This is a genomic window from Pantoea sp. X-Soil-ISGK-285, from assembly GCF_059730815.1.
Window position 1 is genome coordinate 3087349 of sequence record NZ_AP035938.1, and the last position, 18909, is coordinate 3106257.

Consider the following 18909-nt stretch of genomic DNA (forward strand, 5'->3'; position numbering starts at 1 on the left):
TTAGAAACTTATTCCAGCTGTTGCAGCTCACCTGCGGGTGTTACGCGCCAGCGATGCTGACAGAAAAACAGCAGCGGGTTGTCCTGTTTGCTGTCGCTATAGCCGCTGTAGAGCTGTAGCGGGGTGCCGATTTTCTCTTCCAGCTGTGCCACTTTCTCATGGCCGAGGCAGCGCATTGCCAGTACCCGCCCGCCCCAGCCGCGCTGCATCTGACTGGCAATCAGCTTCACGCGTGGCAGAAACGCGGAGTCGTAATAGACCTGCTCCACCAGAGACTGTGGCGATCCGGTGATGAGCCAGACGTCAGCATCATCACTGCCGAGATAATCGGTCAGGCGCTGCTGAACCACCGGAAAGGCTTTAACGCGCAGGCGGAACCACTGCGCAAATTCGGCTTCGAGTTGCAGCAGCGTCCGCTCAGAACGACCAAAAGTAATAGACCAGAGCAGCAGGCTCATGGGCCAGCGTGCCGCCCGGCCTTTAAACAACAAGCCGATACCCACCACCGGCAACAACGGCACCACCAGCAGCAGATTAAGCGGGCGGCGAAGCAGCAGATAGCGCATAAAAGTGCCGAACATGTCCTGCTGGTGCAAAGTGCCATCCAGGTCAAAAAATACGACGCGACGTTGTGTTCCCCTGGTCAAACAACTCTCCTTCAGGCTGATTCTGGAATGATAAAGAGTAGTGTAGCCATCATCAGGCGCTACGGCGATGACTGTCATTTTTAATTCCGATGACTACAATGCCTGATGAATAGTTTATTCTTCACAGATTATCCCTGAATTACGAGGATTGGGCATGAGTTCATTGCTGCGCATTCGCCAGCTTTATCCACGTCTGGCATTGAACGAGCGTCGGCTGGCTGATTTTCTACTGTCGCAACCCGATCGGGCGCGCCACCTGAGTTCGCAAAAGCTGGCGGAAGAGTCTGGCGTCAGCCAGTCGAGCGTGGTGAAGTTTGCTCAGAAACTGGGATACAAAGGTTTTCCGGCGCTTAAGCTGGCCCTGAGTGAGTCACTGGCGGACAAAGATGCCATTACCGTACATAACCATATCCTCAGCGACGATCCCCTTAAAATGGTGGGTGAGAAGCTGCTGACGGAGAAACTTTCGGCGATCCGCGCCACGCTGGATATTAACAGCGAAGAGAAACTCAACGATGTGTTGCAGCTGCTGAAAAATGCCCGGCGTATTTTACTGGTGGGCATTGGCGCTTCGGGTCTGGTGGCGAAGGACTTCTCCTGGAAGCTGATGAAGATCGGCATTAATGCGGTGGCAGAGCAGGATATGCACGCCCTGCTGGCCAGCGTGCAGGCGATGGGGCCAGGCGATGTGCTGCTCGCCATCTCTTACACCGGTGAACGGCGGGAGATCAATCTGGCCGCGCAGGAGGCGGTTCAGGTAGGCGCAGATGTGGTGGCCTTTACCGGTTTTACGCCGAATACGCTGCAGCAGAGCGCCAGCTACTGTCTCTATACGGTGGCGGAGGAGCAGAGTACCCGCAGCGCGGCCATCTCCTCGACCACGGCGCAGCTGGCCCTGACCGATCTGCTGTTTATGGCGCTGGTGCAAAACGATCCGGAACGCGCGTCCAGTCATATTCGCCACAGCGAAGCGCTGGTGAAAAAGCTGGTCTGATCAGCGGCAGCGCGTATAATACCCGCGCTTTTTCTGTTGTTATCAGGTGGATAAAATGGCGCTGTTGATTACGGCCAGATGCATTAACTGCGATATGTGTGAACCGGAGTGCCCGAACCAGGCCATTTCACTGGGCGATGCGATCTATGAGATTGATGTCAGCCGCTGCACGGAATGCGTCGGGCACTATGAGACGCCAACCTGTCAGCAGGTATGCCCCATCGACAACACCATCATCATTGACCCACAGCACACCGAATCACGCGATGCGCTGTGGGAGAAGTTCGTGCTGCTGCACGGCTAGCTTTCAATGATCACCGTGGCGCAGGCGTAGTGACGCTCATCGGCCAGCGTCACGTGAACGTGTTTAACGCCCAGCCTCTCTGCCACTTCAGCGGCATGCTGAAAGAAGCGTAATCCCGGTTTTCCCAGCGCATCGTTGTAAACTTCAAACTGATTAAACGCCAGACCACCGCGAATACCGGTGCCAAAGGCTTTTGCCGCCGCCTCTTTTACCGCAAAGCGTTTAGAGAGAAAGCGCACCGGCTGCTTGTGCGCCTGATATTGCTGCCATTCGGCTTCGCTCAGCACCCGCCGTGCCAGCCGGTCGCCGGAGCGTTCAATCACCCCGGCGATACGTTCAATCTCAACGATGTCCGTACCCAGTCCCAGAATAGCCATCAGCGACGGGCTTCACGCAGCAGCTGCTTCATCTCTTTGACCGCATCCGGCAGGCCACTCATCACCGCACGACCAATAATCGCATGGCCGATATTCAGCTCATGCATTTCCGGCAGCGCCGCAATCGGCAGCACGTTGTGATAGGTCAGACCGTGACCGGCATTGACCTTCAGTCCCAGACTGGCGGCAAAGGTCGCGGCGTGGCGGATACGCGCCAGCTCCGCGTCACGCGCCAGTCCCTCTGGTGCTTCGGCGTAAGCGCCGGTATGGATTTCGATGTAAGGCGCGCCGCTGGCCACGGCCGCTTCAATCTGACGGTGATCGGCATCGATAAACAGCGAAACCAGAATGCCTGCGTCACTCAGCAGTCGTACGGCCGCGTTCATCTTCTCCTGCTGCCCCGCTACATCCAGCCCGCCTTCAGTGGTCACTTCCTGACGCTTTTCCGGCACCAGGCAGCAGAAATGGGGCTGGATATCACAGGCGATGCCGATCATTTCATCGGTGACCGCCATCTCCAGATTCATCCGCGTCTGGATGGTGTCACGCAGGATACGCACGTCGCGGTCAGTGATGTGACGGCGATCTTCGCGCAGGTGCACGGTAATGCCGTCTGCGCCCGCCTGCTCGGCGATAAACGCCGCCTGCACCGGATCGGGATAGTTTGTCCCACGGGCATTACGCACCGTGGCAATGTGATCGATATTGACGCCTAACAGCAACTCAGCCATGACCGTCCTCACTTGTTTTTCATCGTGATGTTGAGTGTACCGCGCAAAGTGAAACAGGCGGTACGACCCGCGCTATTCTTCTGCCTGTTCAGGCTTTTTCTTCGGGATAAACTGGCGGAACAGCTCCTGACTCTTCAGCGGCTTGCCACCAAGATAGGGCTTCAGGGCGATGCGGGTAAACCGCTTCGCGGCGCGCAGAGTGTCGGCATCGGGAAACTCTCGCTCGCACAGGGCGCGCAATTCGCGGCCGGTAAAGCTACGCTGATTGACCACCAGGCTGGCAATAAAACCGCGCTCTTCGCGGTAGCTGTACGTCATGTTGTCGCTGACCGGCTCGCCGCTGCCGGCGCAGTGCAGGAAATCGACGCCATAACCCAGGTGACCGAGCAGCGCCAGTTCAAAACGTCGCAGTGCCGGTTCGGGCTTGCCGTGCGTTGAGGCTAATGCCTGAAGGCAGTTGAGATAGTCGAAGAAGAGTTCTGAGAAGGGGAATTCCTGCTGCAATACGCGAGAGACCAGCTCATTGACGTAGAGACCGCAGTAGAGCGTGATGCCGCTGAGCGGTAAGGCCAGCGACACCGCTTCGGCATTGCGCAGGGTTTTGACTTCCCCGCGCCCGCTCCAGCGAACCAGCAGCGGGGTAAAAGGCTGTAACGCCCCCTTCAGCTGCGAGCGCCGCGAACGTGCGCCCTTGGCCAGAACCCGCACCCGCCCTTCACTTTCGCTGAACAGGTCGAGCAGCAGACTGGTTTCGCTGAAGGGGCGACTATGCAGCACAAAGGCGCGTTGCCAGCCTTCCATTGAATCAGAGATCGTCTGTATAACCCAGGCTGCGCAGCGCACGTTCGTCATCTGCCCAGCCGGATTTCACTTTCACCCACAGTTCGAGATGCACTTTCGCTTCGAACATCTCTTCCATGTCTCTGCGCGCTTCTGTTCCGATGACTTTGATTTTGGCGCCTTTGTTGCCAATCACCATCTTCTTCTGCCCTTCGCGCTCAACCAGAATCAGACCGTGTATATCGTAACCGCCACGTTCGTTGGTCACGAAGCGCTCAATCTCAACCGTAACGGAGTAAGGCAGTTCAGCCCCCAGGAAGCGCATCAGTTTTTCACGGATCATCTCTGACGCCATGAAACGCTGTGAGCGGTCGGTGATGTAATCTTCCGGGAAGTGATGATCGGCCTGCGGCAGATGCTTGCGGGTAATCGCCGCAATGGTATCGACGTTTTTGCCGCTTTCAGCGGAAATAGGCACGATATCGAGGAAGTTCATCTGCTGGCTCAGGAACTGCAGATGCGGCAGCAGAATGCTTTTGTCCTGGATGTTATCGACCTTATTGATCGCCAGCACCACCGGCACTTTATTGTCGCGCAGTTTGCCCAATACCATCTCATCATCGGGCGTCCAGCGGGTGCCTTCAACCACGAAGATCACCAGTTCTACGTCGCCAATAGAACTGCTGGCTGCGCGGTTCATCAGACGGTTAATGGCGCGCTTCTCTTCCATGTGCAGACCGGGAGTATCGACGTAGATCGCCTGATATTCGCCTTCGGTATGAATGCCCATGATGCGGTGGCGCGTGGTTTGCGGCTTACGCGAGGTGATCGACACCTTCTGCCCCAGCAACTGGTTCAGTAAGGTGGATTTACCGACGTTTGGTCGGCCAACAATCGCGACAAAGCCGCAATAAGTAACGTTTTCGCTCATTCGAGTCCTGAATTGTTCAGCGCCTGATGCGGCGCCGAAAGAGTGCTATTTGAGTCATGTGTCATTCAGCGTCTTCTGACGCCGGGATAGAGTGTCAGGTTAATGGTTCAGTGCCGGTTCCGGCACTGTCATCCCGACAGATCTATTCAAGACCTAATTTTATCAGTGCCTGTTCAGCCGCTGCCTGCTCAGCTTTACGACGGCTGGAGCCGACGCCGACAACCGGCTCGGCCATGCCACTCACCTGACAGTGAATGGTGAATTCCTGATCGTGGGCTTCGCCACGTACCTGTACTACCAGATAACTTGGCAGCGGCAGATGACGTCCCTGCAGATACTCCTGCAGGCGCGTTTTCGGATCTTTTTGTTTGTCGCCAGGACTGATTTCGTCGAGGCGGGTCTGATACCAGTCGAGGATCAGCTGCTCTACGCGCTCAATACTGCTGTCGAGGAAGATACCGCCAATCAGCGCTTCCACCGTATCCGCCAGGATCGATTCACGACGGAAACCGCCGCTTTTCAGCTCACCGGGTCCCAGGCGCAGGCACTCGCCAAGATCAAATTCGCGTGCCATTTCAGCCAGCGTGTTGCCCCGCACCAGCGTGGCGCGCATGCGGCTCATGTCACCTTCATCAACCCGCGGGAAGCGGTGATAAAGGGCATTAGCAATCACATAGCTAAGAATAGAATCGCCAAGAAATTCCAGGCGTTCGTTGTGCTTACTGCTGGCGCTGCGGTGAGTCAGGGCCTGCTGTAACAGTTCCGAATGAGTAAAAGTGTAGCCCAGTTTGCGCTGAAGCTTGTTAATCAGGATGGGGTTCATGCGATTCCAGTTCTTTGTTGCGTCTGTGACTCTGCATACCAAACGGGGCTGGTAATCCAACACGTTCCGTTTGGTGTGCAGTGGCCTCCCTGAGGAGGCCACCCGATTTGCCTGTTAATCAGACAATAATGTTAGTGGATACCACCGATGCGACTGAATCGCACGCCGGTTGGCCACTGGCCTTCTTGTTTCTCAAAGCTCATCCAGATAGCGACCGCTTTACCGACCAGATTACGCTCCGGGACAAAGCCCCAGTAGCGGCTGTCGGCGCTGTTATCACGGTTGTCGCCCATCATGAAGTATTGCCCTTTCGGCACGACCCAGCTCGCCTGCGGCTGACCCGGCTGCTGATAATACATGCCTGCCTGACTCTGCGCTTCGTTTACCAGCAGAATGTCATGCGTCACGTTACCGATTGTCTCTTTGCGGGTTCCCAGGCGCAAACCACCGCGCAGGGTATCGCCCTGCGGCACCTGATAAAAACCGTTGCCGGTTTCGTTGCCATCAAAGCCGCTAAAGGTCTGAACAAAGTTGCTTGGCTCAACGTCGGTGTAAGTTACCGCTAACGCTGTGTCACAGGCTTTATCATCGGAGCAGGTCGGTTTCACCGTCAGCGTTTTGCTGTAAGGATCATAAATGACTTTGTCGCCCGGCAGGCCGATAACGCGCTTAATGTAATCCAGGCTCGGATCTTTCGGGTATTTAAATACCGCGATATCGCCGCGCTTCGGCTGACCGGTTGGGATCAGCGTCGTCTGGGTGATCGGATCCTTGATGCCGTAAGCAAACTTCTCCACCAGGATAAAGTCACCAATCAACAGCGTCGGCATCATCGAGCCAGAGGGAATCTGGAATGGTTCGTAGATAAACGAACGCACGATGAAAACCACGGCCAGCACCGGGAACACGGATGCGGTCGTTTCAACCCAGCCTGGCTTTGCAGCGACCTTCGCCAGCGTTTTGCTGTCGAGCGCGTTACCGGTCTGTGCCTGAGCCTCAGCCTGTTTCGCGCGACGCGCGGGTGCCCATTTAAAACGATCAATTACCCATACGATGCCAGTAATCAGCGTCGCTATCGCCAGAATCAGGGCGAACATATTAGCCATTGGAAATCCTTATTTGCTGTCCTTACCGACATGCAGAATGGCGAGGAACGCTTCCTGTGGCAGCTCAACGTTACCAACCTGCTTCATTCGCTTCTTACCATCTTTCTGCTTCTGCAACAGTTTCTTCTTACGGCTGACGTCACCGCCATAACACTTGGCGAGAACGTTTTTACGCAGCTGTTTCACCGTTGAACGCGCGATAATGTGGTTGCCGATGGCAGCCTGAATCGCAATATCAAACTGCTGACGCGGGATGAGCTCTTTCATTTTCTCAACCAGATCGCGTCCGCGATAAGGCGCGTTGTCACGGTGGGTAATCAGCGCCAGCGCATCCACACGCTCAGAGTTAATCAGTACGTCGACGCGTACCATGTCTGAAGGCTGGAAACGTTTAAAGTTGTAATCCAGCGAGGCATAACCGCGCGAGGTTGATTTCAGACGGTCAAAGAAGTCGAGTACCACTTCAGCCATCGGAATTTCGTAAGTCAGTGCCACCTGATTGCCGTGGTAAACCATGTTGGTCTGCACGCCACGCTTCTCAATACAGAGCGTGATGACGTTGCCCAGATACTCCTGCGGCAGCAGCATGTGACATTCGGCAATCGGTTCACGCAGCTCTTCGATATTGTTCAGTGCCGGCAGCTTAGATGGGCTGTCGACATGAACGATTTCGCCGCTGGTGGTCACGACTTCATACACCACCGTCGGTGCGGTAGTGATCAGATCGAGATCGTATTCGCGCTCCAGACGCTCCTGGATGATCTCCATGTGCAGCAGACCGAGGAAGCCGCAGCGGAAACCGAAGCCCAGCGCCGTTGAGCTTTCTGGCTCATAGAACAGCGAGGCGTCGTTCAGGCTAAGCTTACCGAGCGCATCACGGAACGCTTCATAGTCGTCAGAGCTGATTGGGAACAGACCGGCGTAAACCTGTGGCTTCACTTTTTTAAAGCCTGGCAGCGCTTTGTCTGCCGGGTTACGTGCGGTAGTCAGCGTATCGCCCACGGGTGCGCCGAGGATATCTTTAATGGCGCAGACCAGCCAGCCTACTTCACCGCAGTTCAGCTCATTACGATCAACCCGTTTCGGGGTGAAGATACCCAGGCGGTCAGCGTTATAAACCTGGCCGGTGCTCAGGACTTTGATCTTGTCGCCTTTGCGCATGGTGCCGTTTTTCACGCGCACCAGGGAAACAACACCCAGGTAGTTATCGAACCAGGAGTCGATAATCAGTGCCTGCAGCGGCGCTTCCGGATCGCCTTCTGGCGGCGGAATGTCGCGCACTAAGCGTTCCAGCACTTCCGGAACGCCGACGCCGGTTTTAGCTGAGCAGCGCACCGCGTCAGTTGCATCAATGCCGACGATATCTTCAATTTCCTGCGCGGCGCGATCGGGATCGGCAGCGGGCAGGTCAATTTTGTTCAGAACCGGCACCACTTCCAGATCCATCTCCATCGCGGTGTAGCAATTCGCCAGTGTCTGCGCTTCAACACCCTGACCGGCATCCACCACCAGCAGCGCGCCTTCGCAGGCGGCCAGTGAGCGGGAAACTTCATAAGAGAAGTCTACATGTCCTGGGGTATCGATGAAATTGAGCTGGTAAGTTTGGCCGTCTTTCGCGTGGTAATCGAGTGTGACGCTCTGTGCTTTGATGGTGATGCCACGCTCGCGCTCCAGATCCATAGAGTCAAGAACCTGCGCAGCCATTTCACGAGCGGTGAGGCCGCCGCAAATCTGAATCAGGCGGTCAGAGAGCGTAGATTTGCCATGGTCGATATGAGCGATGATGGAGAAATTTCTTATGTGCTTCATTTATTGGGATATCTTCGCTTAAAATTCAGTTGAAAACCTGAGCACAGACACATTCAGGAAGATCGCTCTTTACCCACAATCCTGTCAGCCTCATTAATGACGACGCATATTACACTGTTAACGCCGCGCATAAAAGAATGGAACGTGGTGGAAGCGAAACAGATATCTGCGCGAGGCAGAACAGACAAAGGCCGCGGGATGCGCGGCCTGGACGTGCGTTACGCTTCGCTTTCAACACGCAGCGCATCGGGAGGCAAGGCGATGTTCAGAATGACCGGCTGAAAGGCTTCCCGATCGCCGAATTTCATTGAAACGCCTTTGGCGACAATAAAACCCCCGATGCCGCCCAGCAGCGCACCGCAGGCGGCGGCCAGATCGCTGCTGAACAGCGCCTGAAACAGCCCGGAAACCAGGAACAGGCCAAACAGCGGCGTCATGTAGACCAGCAGCGCTGAACCCAGCAGGCTGCTCTCTTTGATACCGAGTTCGATCCGCTGCCCCGGCTGCAGCGGCTTGCTGCTGGCGATCTGCATCACGTGGGCATTCTTCGGACCGAGCTTATTCAGCATATGGCTGCCGCAGCCTTTACGCGCCTGGCAGCTGTTGCAGGAGGTTTTTGCTTCGGTGTGCAGCGTGGCGATGCCATCCTGCCATGCCACCACGGTGGCCCATTCTCTCATCATTTTTGTGACCCCAGGTCGATGCTGTCCGCAATACGTTTTGCGGTAGAGGGCGGTAATTCGCCGATCACCGCTATTTCGTTATTATTGCGCACAACGGTCTGGACCGTACGACGCCCAGTGCGCAATGTCTGCGTTGTGCTGGTTTTATCGGCCGGCGTCACGTTGATAGCGAAACTAAACAGGCCATCGCTGTAGAGCTTCGATTCCATATTTTTATTCAGACCGGGTAGCGTGCGGCGATTCTGCGACACCAGCGACATACCGGCAGGTATCCAGCCTGGCTGCCAGGTGAGCGTAACCGCATCCCCTTTCGGCACGGAAAGCGACGGTGGCAGATTGGCTTTCTCCAGCCCCTGCATCAGATTGCGCACCCCTTCGTCCACCGCAAAGCTGATGACGCGGAACTGCTCCAGCGTTTCGCCGTCACGATCGAGCAGGTCGATGCGCAGCGGCAGCTTGGTGTCCACATCCAGCCAGACCACATAGCTGTAACGGGTGCCATCGCGTGAAACGATGCGCAACACATCACACATCTGATCGGCAATGCGCGAGCGGCCCACGGTAATAAAATCATAGGCTGTAGCGAGCTTGGTGAAGTCAGCAAAAATCACCGACGGCAAAGCATCGATAATGTGATTACCGGGGAGCGAAAAGGGATCGAGGCCGGGTTCGAAGTAACTGATATCGTTGCCGCGCTGGATCACTTCCCGACGTGGCCCGTCCATCTGCAACAGCTGAGCGAATATCCGGTTATCGATTACAGCATGACGATAACGCAGCGATTCGATGCCGATGCGGGAAACGTTGATATAGGCGAATTCGTAGTTGAGGTTCTGACTTGCCTGCTCCATCTGCTGCAATAGCGCCCCGGACGCAGAAGGTTGCGCCGGGGCGGCAGATGACCACAACAGGCTGCCTGTCAGCAGGCTAACAGCATACCAAAGCGGCTTCATTACTGCTGTTGCTGTCCTAATGATTGATTTCCGGGAACATCAACCTGCGCCTGTTTTGGCGCAGTGGTTTCAAACTGCAGCTGGTCAGCGTGCAGGCGACGTTGCAGTTCGTAATCCTGCAGCATGGCATTTACGCGACGACGCTGGTCCTGAACCTGCTGGTTAGAACTGTTGGTGTCAAATGCATCAGACGGCACGCCCAGGCTCACCGGAGACGCTTTGCCCATCATCGGCATCGTATTGAACACCGGAGAGTCAGAGGTCTGCGTGGCGCTGCCCTCTGGCTGGTTATAGTGCTGAACGCCTACGATCACGGCCAGTGAAACACAGGCAGCGACACCGACCTGGGTCAGTTGCGCAGCCCACGGGCGCGCTTTTTTCCAGAACGGCATTTTTTCCCAGCGGGAAGGTTCTGGCTGAGCTTCAGGGATCAGCGTTGTAACCGTACGCAACGGTTCTTTTTCGATGGCAGCAGCGACGCGCGCAGAAATATCAAAATGCAGGACATCGCCCACATCACCGCGCATGGTATCGCGAATGAGATGATAGTTTGCCCAGCTTTTCTGTAATTCTGCGTCCTTAGACAAGGCGGAAAACAGCTCGTTATCTAAGGTCTCACCATCCATTAAAGCGGAAAGTTTTTCTTTCTGCATGCCTATGTACCCTTCCAGTAGCCGTTATCACTGACGTTGGATAAGCGGTTGAACTTTGTTATCAATGGCCTCTCGCGCACGAAAGATACGTGATCGAACAGTGCCTACCGGGCAATCCATAATGACGGCGATCTCTTCATAACTCAGACCGTCCAGTTCCCTGAGGGTGATTGCCATACGCAAGTCCTCGGGTAGCGCCTCGATGGTACGAAAGACAATTTGTTTCAATTCTTCTGACAACATTAAGTTCTCAGGGTTCGAAATTTCTTTTAATGCACCCGCACTTTCGAAATTTTCTGCGTCGATAGCATCCACATCGCTGGATGGCGGACGACGCCCCTGAGCAACCAGGTAATTTTTCGCTGTATTTACCGCAATGCGGTACAGCCAGGTATAAAACGCGCTATCGCCCCGGAATGAGTCCAGTGCGCGATACGCTTTAATAAACGATTCCTGTACTACATCAGGTACGTCGCCCGAGGGAACATAGCGTGAAACCAGGCTCGCCACTTTATGCTGGTAACGAATCACCAGTAAGTTGAAAGCTTTTTGATCTCCCTTCTGTACGCGCTCGACAAGGACCTGGTCCGTCAACTGCTCGCTCATCCGAGGTAATGTCTCCCCAAATTTTTCATACGCATAAAGTAACTGCCAGCACATCTCATGGTTCTGAGCAAGCATGCGCTTAGAGTTGTGATGTGGTGCGAAGTTCACTTCTCGCCCTGATATTTACCGCTCCGATGGACATTACACAGGTTCTTCGTTTTCGTTCAGTGTAAGGAGCGTAAATCGCAGGCAGAGTAACCTATGACAACAGCTTTTTCATCATTAAATCCTTTAGGTTTAATAAGTTTGCTATAAAAAACCGCGCCAAAAGCAGTCCGGTTTTAACTCACTGATATTAAGTAACTTTGGGAAATCATCAGACAAAAACCTGCGCCAGATGTTTAAAATACTTCACAGCAACCCCCATTGCGCTTATGCTCAGCCCTATTCTTGTTTAGTAAATTAAACATTATGATGAATGCGAACCCGGATTATCAGTGTGATGTACTCATTGTGGGCAGCGGTGCTGCTGGCCTGTCGCTGGCGTTGCGGCTGGCAAAACAGTATCAGGTGACAGTTCTCAGTAAAGCGCAGGTCAATGAGGGGTCAACCCTTTACGCCCAGGGCGGTATTGCTGCGGTATTTGATGAGACTGACAGCATCGAGTCGCACATCGAAGATACGCTGATTGCCGGAGCAGGATTATGCGACCGTGAAGCCGTCTCGTTTATCGCCAGTAATGCCCGGCACTGCGTGCAGTGGCTGATCGACAACGGTGTCGCCTTTGATCTCGATCCGCAGGCGGCCGGCGACATGCGTTATCACCTGACGCGGGAAGGCGGCCACAGTCATCGCCGTATCCTGCACAGCGCTGACGCCACCGGCCATGCGGTTGAAACGACGCTGGTAAGCCAGGCGTTGAGCCATCCCAACATCCGGATTCTGGAACGCACCAACGCAGTCGATCTGATTCTTTCAGATAAAATCGGCCTGCCAGGCCCACGCCGTGTAGTAGGCGCGTGGATCTGGAACCGTAATCGCGAACAGGTGGAAACCTGTCGGGCACGGGCCGTGGTGGTTGCAACTGGCGGTGCCGCCAAGGTCTATCAATATACGACTAACCCCGACATCGCCTCCGGTGACGGCATCGCGATGGCCTGGCGTGCCGGCTGCCGGGTTGCCAATCTGGAATTTAATCAGTTCCACCCGACCTGCCTGTTTCATCCGCAGGCGCAGAATTTCCTGTTAACCGAAGCGTTACGCGGAGAAGGTGCCTGGCTGTTGCGTCCCGATGGCAGCCGTTTCATGCCCGATTTCGATGAGCGCGCCGAACTCGCCCCGCGCGATATCGTCGCCCGGGCCATCGATCATGAGATGAAGCGGCTGGGCGTCGACTGTATGTATCTGGACATCAGCCACCAGCCTGAGGAGTTTGTTCGCGCGCACTTCCCGATGATCTATGAGAAGTTGCTGACCTTTGGCTTTGACCTCACCAAAGAACCCATCCCGATTGTGCCTGCCGCGCACTATACCTGTGGCGGCGTGGTCGTTGATCAGCACGGCCAGACCGACGTCAGTGGCCTCTATGCCATCGGTGAGGTGAGTTATACCGGCCTGCATGGCGCTAACCGCATGGCATCCAATTCGCTGCTGGAGTGTCTGGTGTATGGCTGGTCCGCCGCAGAGGAGCTGATTCGCACCCTGCCCGCCATCGAAGCCGTTACTGCGCTACCCGCATGGGATGAAAGTCAGGTCGATGACGCCGATGAGCGCGTGGTGATCCAGCATAACTGGCACGAGCTGCGATTATTCATGTGGGATTACATGGGAATCGTCCGCACGACCCGGCGGCTGGAGCGGGCGCTGCGTCGCATCAACCTGCTTCAGCAGGAGATCGATGAATATTATCGTCATTTCCGCCTCTCCAATAATCTGCTGGAGCTACGGAATCTGGTGCAGGTCGCTGACCTGATGGTGCGCTGTGCGCTGGAGCGAAAAGAGAGTCGCGGCCTGCACTATATCCGCGACTACCCGGATTTACTGCCCGAGGCGCGGCCAACCATCCTGACGCCGCCGGACTACATAAAAAGGTAGAACTCCCGCGTCAGGCTACACCACTCAGCAGAATAGCGGGTGTCCGGCGTGCGGATAGCGAGACGCTCCAGCAGGGTTTCACCGGCCTGCGGCGACAGCCCCAGCAGGACGCGGTGCGGCGGACGATGGGCATATTCCGCCACGTCCAGCCGGAAACGCAGGTGCCAGCCATCCGCCTGAGCCAGGTCGATGAATTCCTGGCCGGTCGCGGTGGGCAGCACCACGCAGAACATCCCCTCTTCTTCAATCAGTAATGCAGCGCTGCGTAGCAGTGTCTGATGATCGAGCGAGGCCGTGGCTCGGGCGCTGTCCCGTGCCGCAGTAGAACAGGCCACGCCAGGCGCAAAATAAGGCGGATTGCTGACGATTAGCGAGTAACGTTTATCGCACTGTTCAGCCCAGTCGGCGATATCCTGCTGATGAATCTGAATACGTTCAGGCCACGGCGACTGCTGCACATTCTCCTGCGCCTGAAGCGCGGCTTCCGGTTCCAGCTCAACCGCATCGATGTTGACCAGCGATGGCGTACGCTGCGCCAGCATCAGCGCGATAAGCCCGCTGCCGCTGCCAATATCCAGAATACGTTTTACCCCGGCAACCGGCGCCCAGGCCCCAAGCAGAATGGCATCGGTGCCCACTTTCATCGCACAGCGATCGTGCGCGACAAAAAATTGTTTAAAGGTAAAACCATTCTTGTTTAACTGTGGCCGTTCACGCGGCTTATCCTGCATCATTCGTCACTACCATCGTTTTTTTCCTGCCGTACGGCAGCGCATGAGTGTAACGTGACAACAGAGGGAATTCACGCGGCAGACAACCCCAGGCGCAGCCGAAACGGATTAACAGATGAAGATTCAGTCTGATCTGTCTATAATCAGCGCCCCAAACTGAGGTAGACCATGACAGTAACCACATTTTCCGAACTCGAACTCGACGAAAGCCTGCTACAAGCGTTGCAGGAAAAAGGCTTTACGCGCCCAACAGTGATCCAGGCTGCTGCAATTCCGCCCGCGCTAGAGGGCCGTGACGTTCTGGGTTCGGCACCTACAGGGACCGGGAAAACCGCCGCGTATCTGTTACCGGCGTTGCAGCACCTCCTTGATTTTCCGCGTAAGAAATCTGGCCCGCCACGCATCCTGATTGTGACCCCGACCCGCGAACTGGCAATGCAGGTCGCCGATCATGCGCGTGAGCTGGCGAAACATACCCATCTGGACATCGCTACCATCACCGGCGGCGTAGCCTATATGAACCATGCCGAAGTGTTCAGCGAAAACCAGGACATCGTGGTCGCCACCACCGGCCGTCTGCTGCAGTACATCAAAGAAGAGAACTTTGACTGCCGCGCAGTAGAAACCCTGGTGCTGGATGAAGCGGACCGCATGCTCGATATGGGCTTTGCCCAGGATATCGAAACCATCGCGGCTGAAACGCGCTGGCGCAAGCAAACCCTGCTGTTCTCCGCCACGCTGGAAGGCGACAATATCCGTGACTTCGCCGAGCGTCTGCTGAACGATCCGGTTGAGCTGGAAGCGGACCCAAGCCGCCGTGAGCGCAAAAAGATCCAGCAGTGGTACTACCGTGCTGACGATCTGCAGCACAAGACCAAATTACTGATCCATCTGCTGAAACAGCCGGATGTGACGCGCAGCATCGTGTTCGTGCGCAAGCGTGAACGTCTGCATGAGCTGGTGAGCTGGTTGCACGAAGCGGGGATTCGTAGCAGCTATCTTGAAGGCGAAATGGTGCAGGCGAAGCGTAACGAAGCGATTAAACGTCTGAGTGAAGGCCGCGTTAACGTGCTGGTTGCGACGGATATCGCCGCGCGCGGCATTGACGTTGAAGATGTCAGTCACGTCTTCAACTATGACATGACGCGCACCGCTGATACCTATCTGCACCGCATCGGGCGTACCGGTCGTGCGGGCCGTAAAGGCATCGCCATCTCACTGGTTGAAGCGCACGATTTCGTGCTGCTGGGCAAAATCACCCGCTATGTTAACGAGCCGATCAAAGCGCGCGTGATTGATGAGCTGCGTCCTGAGACGCGGGCGCCAAGTGCCAAAACGACCGGTAAACCGTCGAAAAAGGTTCTAGCGAAGCGTGCAGAGCAGAAAGCCAGTGAAACAGAAAAACCGCGTGTGAAAAAACGCCATCGTGATGCCAAAAATGTCGGCAAACGCCGCAAGGCAAGCGGCAGTACGCCAGCTAACGAGAATGCGGAATAAATCATCGCAGCTATAAAAAAATCGCCTCACAGGAGGCGATTTTTTTTATCTGATAATCAGTAACAGCCCTTTCACAATCTTTTATCTGCCAGAGCGCTTTCTTCATGACACTGGCATCAGCGTGCCGGGAAGTTAACTGTTTATCTTATTCATAATATTAATAAAAATTGCTGTGTGCGCTTTGCGCTAATTTTCAGCAACCGATAACCCAGGCTGCTTAAAGACTTTCAGTAAAGGTACGGGTAATCACGTCGCGCTGCTGCTCAGGTGTCAGTGAGTTAAAACGCACTGCATAGCCTGAAACACGGATAGTCAGCTGCGGATAGTTTTCAGGATGTTTAACTGCATCTTCCAGCGTTTCGCGGCGCAGAACGTTGACGTTCAGATGCTGTCCACCTTCAACACGTACCTGAGGTTTGATTTCAACCGGCACTTCGCGGAAAGCGAATTCGCCCAGTTCGCTGATGGCGACAACCTGATCTTCTTCGTAGCCCGCTTTTGCACACAGGCAACGCGCTTCGGCTTTCTCTTCGTCCAGCAGCCAGAAGGAGTTCAGTAGTTGTGAATTGTTTGATTGAGTGATCTGGATACCAGTGATCATGATTGCGTCTCCCGGGTAATACGTGGATAAATCAAATTTGAGGCCCCGGTATATCACCTTTGATCTCGGACAGTTTTGACCTGTATCAATATCAATCAGGCATTCCGGCCGCTTTTAAGCTAACCCGTTGATCTCAATACCCCTGCCACCTAAACTTAATTTGTATTATTCAAAATATTTTTGCCTTCAGGTCAGCGGCAGGAACCGCTAAGCTTATGGCACTAACGTTAAGGGAGTTAAACATGGCTGAAAAGCTGACCTGGCACGACGTGCTGGCTGAAGAGAAAGAGAAACCCTATTTTATCGAGACGCTAAAGCAGGTTGCCGATCAACGCGCCGCGGGTGTCACGGTCTATCCGCCGCAGAAAGATGTGTTCAACGCCTTTCGCCTGACGGAGCTGGGCGACGTCAACGTCGTGATACTCGGTCAGGATCCCTACCACGGGCCTAATCAGGCGCACGGCCTGGCCTTCTCGGTACTGCCCGGCGTCCAGGTGCCGCCCTCTCTGCAGAATATCTATAAAGAGCTGATGCAGGATATTCCAGGCTTTCAGAAGCCCAATCACGGCTTTCTTGAGAGCTGGGCAAAACAGGGCGTGATGTTGCTGAACACCGTGTTGACGGTTGAGGCGGGCAAAGCGCATTCCCATGCGCTATTTGGCTGGGAGACTTTTACGGATAATGTGATTGCGGCGATTAACCAGCACTGTGAAGGGGTGATTTTTCTGCTGTGGGGTTCACATGCGCAGAAGAAAGGCAGCATTATCGATCGCCAGCGCCATCACGTGTTGCAGGCACCGCATCCCTCGCCGCTCTCCGCGCACCGTGGCTTTTTCGGCTGCAAACACTTTTCAACAACCAATGAGCTGCTGAGCGCTGCCGGTAAAAAGCCGGTGGACTGGACGCCGGTTTTACCTGACTGACGCCAGAAAGCACACGGCCGCGTCAGTGCGCGGCCGTGTAACGGGATTCAGGCGTTGAATCAGCTTTTAGCTTTGGAAACCGCAACCATCGCCGGGCGCAGCAGGCGACCATTCAGCGTATAACCACGCTGCATGACCAGCATGACATGGTTTGGCTCAAACTCTTCAGACTCCATCATCGACATCGCCTGATGCACTTCCGGGTTAAATGGCACGCCGGTTTCGCCGACCACTTCAACACCGAATTTACGTACGGCGCCCAGCAGGCCTTTCAGGGTCAGTTCAATCCCTTCAATCATCGAAGCCAGCTGTGGGTCCTCTTTGTTCGCGACTTCCAGCGCACGTTCGAGGCTGTCGATCACCGGCAGCAGTTCGTTGGCAAACTTCTCAAGCGCAAATTTGTGCGCCTTCTCAACGTCCATCTCGGCACGACGACGAATGTTCTCAATCTCTGCCTGCGCACGCAGCTGGGCATCGCGCACACCGGTCTGTGACTGCGCTAATTCAGCTTCGAGCTGAGCAATACGCTCATCACGCGGATCCACCTCTGCCGCTGTCTCCGCTTCCTGAGGTTGCTGCTGATCCTGCTGAATTTCGTCTGAGACTTGCTCGTTTGGGGTGTTCTGTTCTTTACTACTCATGAATTTCTCCGCGTTTTGCACATTCATTTCGCTGGTTGACTTATTATGGGGATTGGTATGACGGATTCAAGGGAACCTATCACATTGCCTTACCGTTTTGGCTTATAAGGAACACCGACCAGATGAACAAACACTTTAACTGCATTGGTATTGTGGGTCATCCGCGCCATCCCACCGCGTTAACCACGCATGAGATGCTCTGGCGCTGGCTGACAGCCAAAGGTTATCAAGTGATCGTTGAGAAGCAAATTGCGCAGGAGCTGTCGCTTCACGACGTGCAGACGGGCACGCTGGCGGAGATTGGTCAGCAGGCCGATTTAGCGGTCGTGGTGGGCGGTGATGGCAATATGCTGGGCGCAGCGCGGGTGCTGGCGCGCTACGACATTAAAGTGATTGGGATTAACCGCGGTAATCTCGGCTTTCTCACCGATCTTGATCCGGACAATGCGCAGCAGCAGCTGGATGAGGTGCTGCAGGGCAACTATTTCGTCGAGAGCCGCTTTCTGCTGGAAGCGCAGGTGTGCAAATCTGACTGCTCGCCGCGCATTGGCTCCGCTATCAATGAAGTGGTGCTGCATCCCGGCAAAGTCGCGCACATGATCGAATTTGAAGTCTATATCGATGAAGTGTTCGCCTTCTCCCAGCGATCGGATGGGCTGATTATCTCAACACCCACCGGCTCGACCGCCTATTCACTCTCTGCGGGCGGCCCGATTCTGACGCCGTCACTTGAAGCGATTGTGCTGGTGCCGATGTTCCCGCATACGCTGTCAGCGCGGCCACTGGTCATCAACAGCAGCAGTACCATCCGTTTGCGCTTTTCCTCACGCCGCAGCGATCTGGAAATCAGCTGTGACAGCCAGATTGCGCTGCCGATTCAGGAAGGCGAGGATGTACTGATACGACGCAGCAGCAATCACCTGAACCTGATTCACCCCAAAAACTACAGCTATTTCAATACGCTGAGTTCAAAACTGGGCTGGTCAAAAAAATTGTTCTGAAATGCGGCCTCCCCTCTTTACTGGATAAAAAACCAGTTTATACTGTATGAAAAACCATATGTGTTTATTCATACAGGTGAACCT

At 55.0% G+C, this 18909-nt stretch carries 21 protein-coding genes; 6 read left to right on the plus strand and 15 right to left on the minus strand.

Going from position 1 to position 18909, the window contains the following annotated elements; genetic code table 11:
• Positions 1-8: 8 nt before the first annotated feature.
• Positions 9-647: a phosphatidylglycerophosphatase C gene (yfhb, locus tag AC6I8B_RS14540; protein ID WP_157352770.1), complete on the minus strand. Its 639-nt coding sequence runs from the start codon at positions 645-647 to the stop codon at positions 9-11.
• A 154-nt stretch (positions 648-801) separates the two neighbouring features.
• Between yfhb and AC6I8B_RS14545 the strand changes: the two genes are divergently transcribed.
• Both AC6I8B_RS14545 and AC6I8B_RS14550 read left to right on the plus strand, forming a co-directional pair.
• A complete protein-coding gene (locus AC6I8B_RS14545) occupies positions 802-1641 on the plus strand; it encodes a MurR/RpiR family transcriptional regulator (RefSeq protein ID WP_010257643.1) in 840 nt (279 codons plus the stop codon).
• 55 nt (positions 1642-1696) lie between these two features.
• Entirely contained in the window at positions 1697-1945 is a 249-nt protein-coding gene (locus tag AC6I8B_RS14550) for a YfhL family 4Fe-4S dicluster ferredoxin (RefSeq protein WP_154210695.1), read from the plus strand.
• On the opposite strand, the gene acpS is transcribed toward AC6I8B_RS14550, so the two are convergent.
• From acpS to rpoE, 11 genes are all read right to left on the minus strand, one after another.
• Positions 1942-2322 carry a holo-ACP synthase gene (gene acpS, locus AC6I8B_RS14555; RefSeq protein WP_010257645.1) on the minus strand — a complete coding sequence of 127 codons (381 nt, stop codon included), beginning with the start codon at positions 2320-2322 and terminating at the stop codon, positions 1942-1944. The two genes, AC6I8B_RS14550 and acpS, sit on opposite strands and share 4 nt — an antisense overlap.
• Positions 2322-3053 (minus strand): pyridoxine 5'-phosphate synthase, encoded by a 732-nt coding sequence (gene pdxJ / locus AC6I8B_RS14560; protein ID WP_010257647.1) that lies wholly within the window; start codon positions 3051-3053, stop codon positions 2322-2324. Before pdxJ ends, acpS begins: the two co-directional genes overlap by 1 nt.
• A 72-nt stretch (positions 3054-3125) precedes the next feature.
• Complete coding sequence (gene recO, locus AC6I8B_RS14565) at positions 3126-3854, minus strand: DNA repair protein RecO (RefSeq protein WP_010257651.1); 729 nt, start codon at positions 3852-3854, stop codon at positions 3126-3128.
• 4 nt (positions 3855-3858) lie between these two features.
• On the minus strand, positions 3859-4764 hold the full coding sequence (gene era, locus AC6I8B_RS14570) for a GTPase Era (RefSeq protein ID WP_010257653.1): 906 nt from the start codon (positions 4762-4764) through the stop codon (positions 3859-3861).
• Positions 4765-4906: 142 nt separating this feature from the next.
• Complete coding sequence (gene rnc / locus AC6I8B_RS14575; protein ID WP_010257656.1) at positions 4907-5587, minus strand: ribonuclease III; 681 nt, start codon at positions 5585-5587, stop codon at positions 4907-4909.
• A gap of 131 nt (positions 5588-5718) precedes the next feature.
• Entirely contained in the window at positions 5719-6693 is a 975-nt protein-coding gene (gene lepB, locus AC6I8B_RS14580) for a signal peptidase I (protein ID WP_010257658.1), read from the minus strand.
• A gap of 9 nt (positions 6694-6702) precedes the next feature.
• Positions 6703-8502, minus strand: coding sequence for a translation elongation factor 4 (gene lepA / locus AC6I8B_RS14585; protein WP_010257661.1), 1800 nt, complete (start codon positions 8500-8502; stop codon positions 6703-6705).
• A gap of 218 nt (positions 8503-8720) precedes the next feature.
• On the minus strand, positions 8721-9185 hold the full coding sequence (gene rseC / locus AC6I8B_RS14590) for a SoxR-reducing system protein RseC (protein ID WP_010257664.1): 465 nt from the start codon (positions 9183-9185) through the stop codon (positions 8721-8723).
• Entirely contained in the window at positions 9182-10138 is a 957-nt protein-coding gene (rseB, locus tag AC6I8B_RS14595; RefSeq protein ID WP_010257666.1) for a sigma-E factor regulatory protein RseB, read from the minus strand. The genes rseC and rseB overlap by 4 nt, the downstream gene beginning before the upstream one ends.
• A complete protein-coding gene (gene rseA / locus AC6I8B_RS14600) occupies positions 10138-10791 on the minus strand; it encodes an anti-sigma-E factor RseA (protein WP_157352772.1) in 654 nt (217 codons plus the stop codon). The genes rseB and rseA overlap by 1 nt, the downstream gene beginning before the upstream one ends.
• A gap of 27 nt (positions 10792-10818) precedes the next feature.
• Positions 10819-11397 carry an RNA polymerase sigma factor RpoE gene (rpoE, locus tag AC6I8B_RS14605; protein ID WP_010257669.1) on the minus strand — a complete coding sequence of 193 codons (579 nt, stop codon included), beginning with the start codon at positions 11395-11397 and terminating at the stop codon, positions 10819-10821.
• Between the two features lie 414 nt (positions 11398-11811).
• Here rpoE and nadB point away from each other — a divergent pair, with 414 nt between their 5' ends.
• The gene (nadB, locus tag AC6I8B_RS14610) at positions 11812-13431 is read left to right on the plus strand and encodes an L-aspartate oxidase (protein WP_010671303.1); all 1620 of its coding nucleotides are present in this window, start codon (positions 11812-11814) and stop codon (positions 13429-13431) included.
• Here nadB and trmN read toward each other — a convergent pair.
• Positions 13416-14165 carry a tRNA(1)(Val) (adenine(37)-N(6))-methyltransferase TrmN gene (gene trmN, locus AC6I8B_RS14615; RefSeq protein WP_497817474.1) on the minus strand — a complete coding sequence of 250 codons (750 nt, stop codon included), beginning with the start codon at positions 14163-14165 and terminating at the stop codon, positions 13416-13418. The two genes, nadB and trmN, sit on opposite strands and share 16 nt — an antisense overlap.
• Positions 14166-14330: 165 nt before the next feature.
• Between trmN and srmB the strand changes: the two genes are divergently transcribed.
• Positions 14331-15659, plus strand: a complete 1329-nt coding sequence (gene srmB, locus AC6I8B_RS14620) for an ATP-dependent RNA helicase SrmB (RefSeq protein WP_010257676.1) — start codon at positions 14331-14333, stop codon at positions 15657-15659.
• Positions 15660-15876: 217 nt separating this feature from the next.
• Here srmB and grcA read toward each other — a convergent pair whose 3' ends face one another.
• A complete protein-coding gene (gene grcA, locus AC6I8B_RS14625) occupies positions 15877-16260 on the minus strand; it encodes an autonomous glycyl radical cofactor GrcA (protein WP_010257678.1) in 384 nt (127 codons plus the stop codon).
• Between the two features lie 242 nt (positions 16261-16502).
• Between grcA and ung the strand changes: the two genes are divergently transcribed.
• Positions 16503-17183: a uracil-DNA glycosylase gene (ung, locus tag AC6I8B_RS14630; protein WP_497817475.1), complete on the plus strand. Its 681-nt coding sequence runs from the start codon at positions 16503-16505 to the stop codon at positions 17181-17183.
• A 59-nt stretch (positions 17184-17242) separates the two neighbouring features.
• Here ung and grpE read toward each other — a convergent pair whose 3' ends face one another.
• Positions 17243-17824 carry a nucleotide exchange factor GrpE gene (gene grpE / locus AC6I8B_RS14635; RefSeq protein WP_010257683.1) on the minus strand — a complete coding sequence of 194 codons (582 nt, stop codon included), beginning with the start codon at positions 17822-17824 and terminating at the stop codon, positions 17243-17245.
• A 122-nt stretch (positions 17825-17946) separates the two neighbouring features.
• Here grpE and nadK point away from each other — a divergent pair, with 122 nt between their 5' ends.
• Positions 17947-18825: an NAD(+) kinase gene (gene nadK / locus AC6I8B_RS14640; protein ID WP_010672178.1), complete on the plus strand. Its 879-nt coding sequence runs from the start codon at positions 17947-17949 to the stop codon at positions 18823-18825.
• The last annotated feature ends 84 nt before the right edge of the window (positions 18826-18909 follow it).

Coding starts and splice junctions, on each gene's coding strand:
- AC6I8B_RS14550 (WP_154210695.1), top strand. CDS start 1,697: ATGGCGCTGTTGATTACGGCCAGATGCATTAACTGCGATATGTGTGAA.
- trmN (WP_497817474.1), bottom strand. CDS start 14,165: ATGATGCAGGATAAGCCGCGTGAACGGCCACAGTTAAACAAGAATGGT.
- era (WP_010257653.1), bottom strand. CDS start 4,764: ATGAGCGAAAACGTTACTTATTGCGGCTTTGTCGCGATTGTTGGCCGA.
- rpoE (WP_010257669.1), bottom strand. CDS start 11,397: ATGAGCGAGCAGTTGACGGACCAGGTCCTTGTCGAGCGCGTACAGAAG.
- rseB (WP_010257666.1), bottom strand. CDS start 10,138: ATGAAGCCGCTTTGGTATGCTGTTAGCCTGCTGACAGGCAGCCTGTTG.
- rnc (WP_010257656.1), bottom strand. CDS start 5,587: ATGAACCCCATCCTGATTAACAAGCTTCAGCGCAAACTGGGCTACACT.
- rseA (WP_157352772.1), bottom strand. CDS start 10,791: ATGCAGAAAGAAAAACTTTCCGCTTTAATGGATGGTGAGACCTTAGAT.
- grpE (WP_010257683.1), bottom strand. CDS start 17,824: ATGAGTAGTAAAGAACAGAACACCCCAAACGAGCAAGTCTCAGACGAA.
- ung (WP_497817475.1), top strand. CDS start 16,503: ATGGCTGAAAAGCTGACCTGGCACGACGTGCTGGCTGAAGAGAAAGAG.
- recO (WP_010257651.1), bottom strand. CDS start 3,854: ATGGAAGGCTGGCAACGCGCCTTTGTGCTGCATAGTCGCCCCTTCAGC.
- rseC (WP_010257664.1), bottom strand. CDS start 9,185: ATGATGAGAGAATGGGCCACCGTGGTGGCATGGCAGGATGGCATCGCC.
- nadB (WP_010671303.1), top strand. CDS start 11,812: ATGAATGCGAACCCGGATTATCAGTGTGATGTACTCATTGTGGGCAGC.
- pdxJ (WP_010257647.1), bottom strand. CDS start 3,053: ATGGCTGAGTTGCTGTTAGGCGTCAATATCGATCACATTGCCACGGTG.
- srmB (WP_010257676.1), top strand. CDS start 14,331: ATGACAGTAACCACATTTTCCGAACTCGAACTCGACGAAAGCCTGCTA.
- grcA (WP_010257678.1), bottom strand. CDS start 16,260: ATGATCACTGGTATCCAGATCACTCAATCAAACAATTCACAACTACTG.
- lepB (WP_010257658.1), bottom strand. CDS start 6,693: ATGGCTAATATGTTCGCCCTGATTCTGGCGATAGCGACGCTGATTACT.
- nadK (WP_010672178.1), top strand. CDS start 17,947: ATGAACAAACACTTTAACTGCATTGGTATTGTGGGTCATCCGCGCCAT.
- lepA (WP_010257661.1), bottom strand. CDS start 8,502: ATGAAGCACATAAGAAATTTCTCCATCATCGCTCATATCGACCATGGC.
- AC6I8B_RS14545 (WP_010257643.1), top strand. CDS start 802: ATGAGTTCATTGCTGCGCATTCGCCAGCTTTATCCACGTCTGGCATTG.
- acpS (WP_010257645.1), bottom strand. CDS start 2,322: ATGGCTATTCTGGGACTGGGTACGGACATCGTTGAGATTGAACGTATC.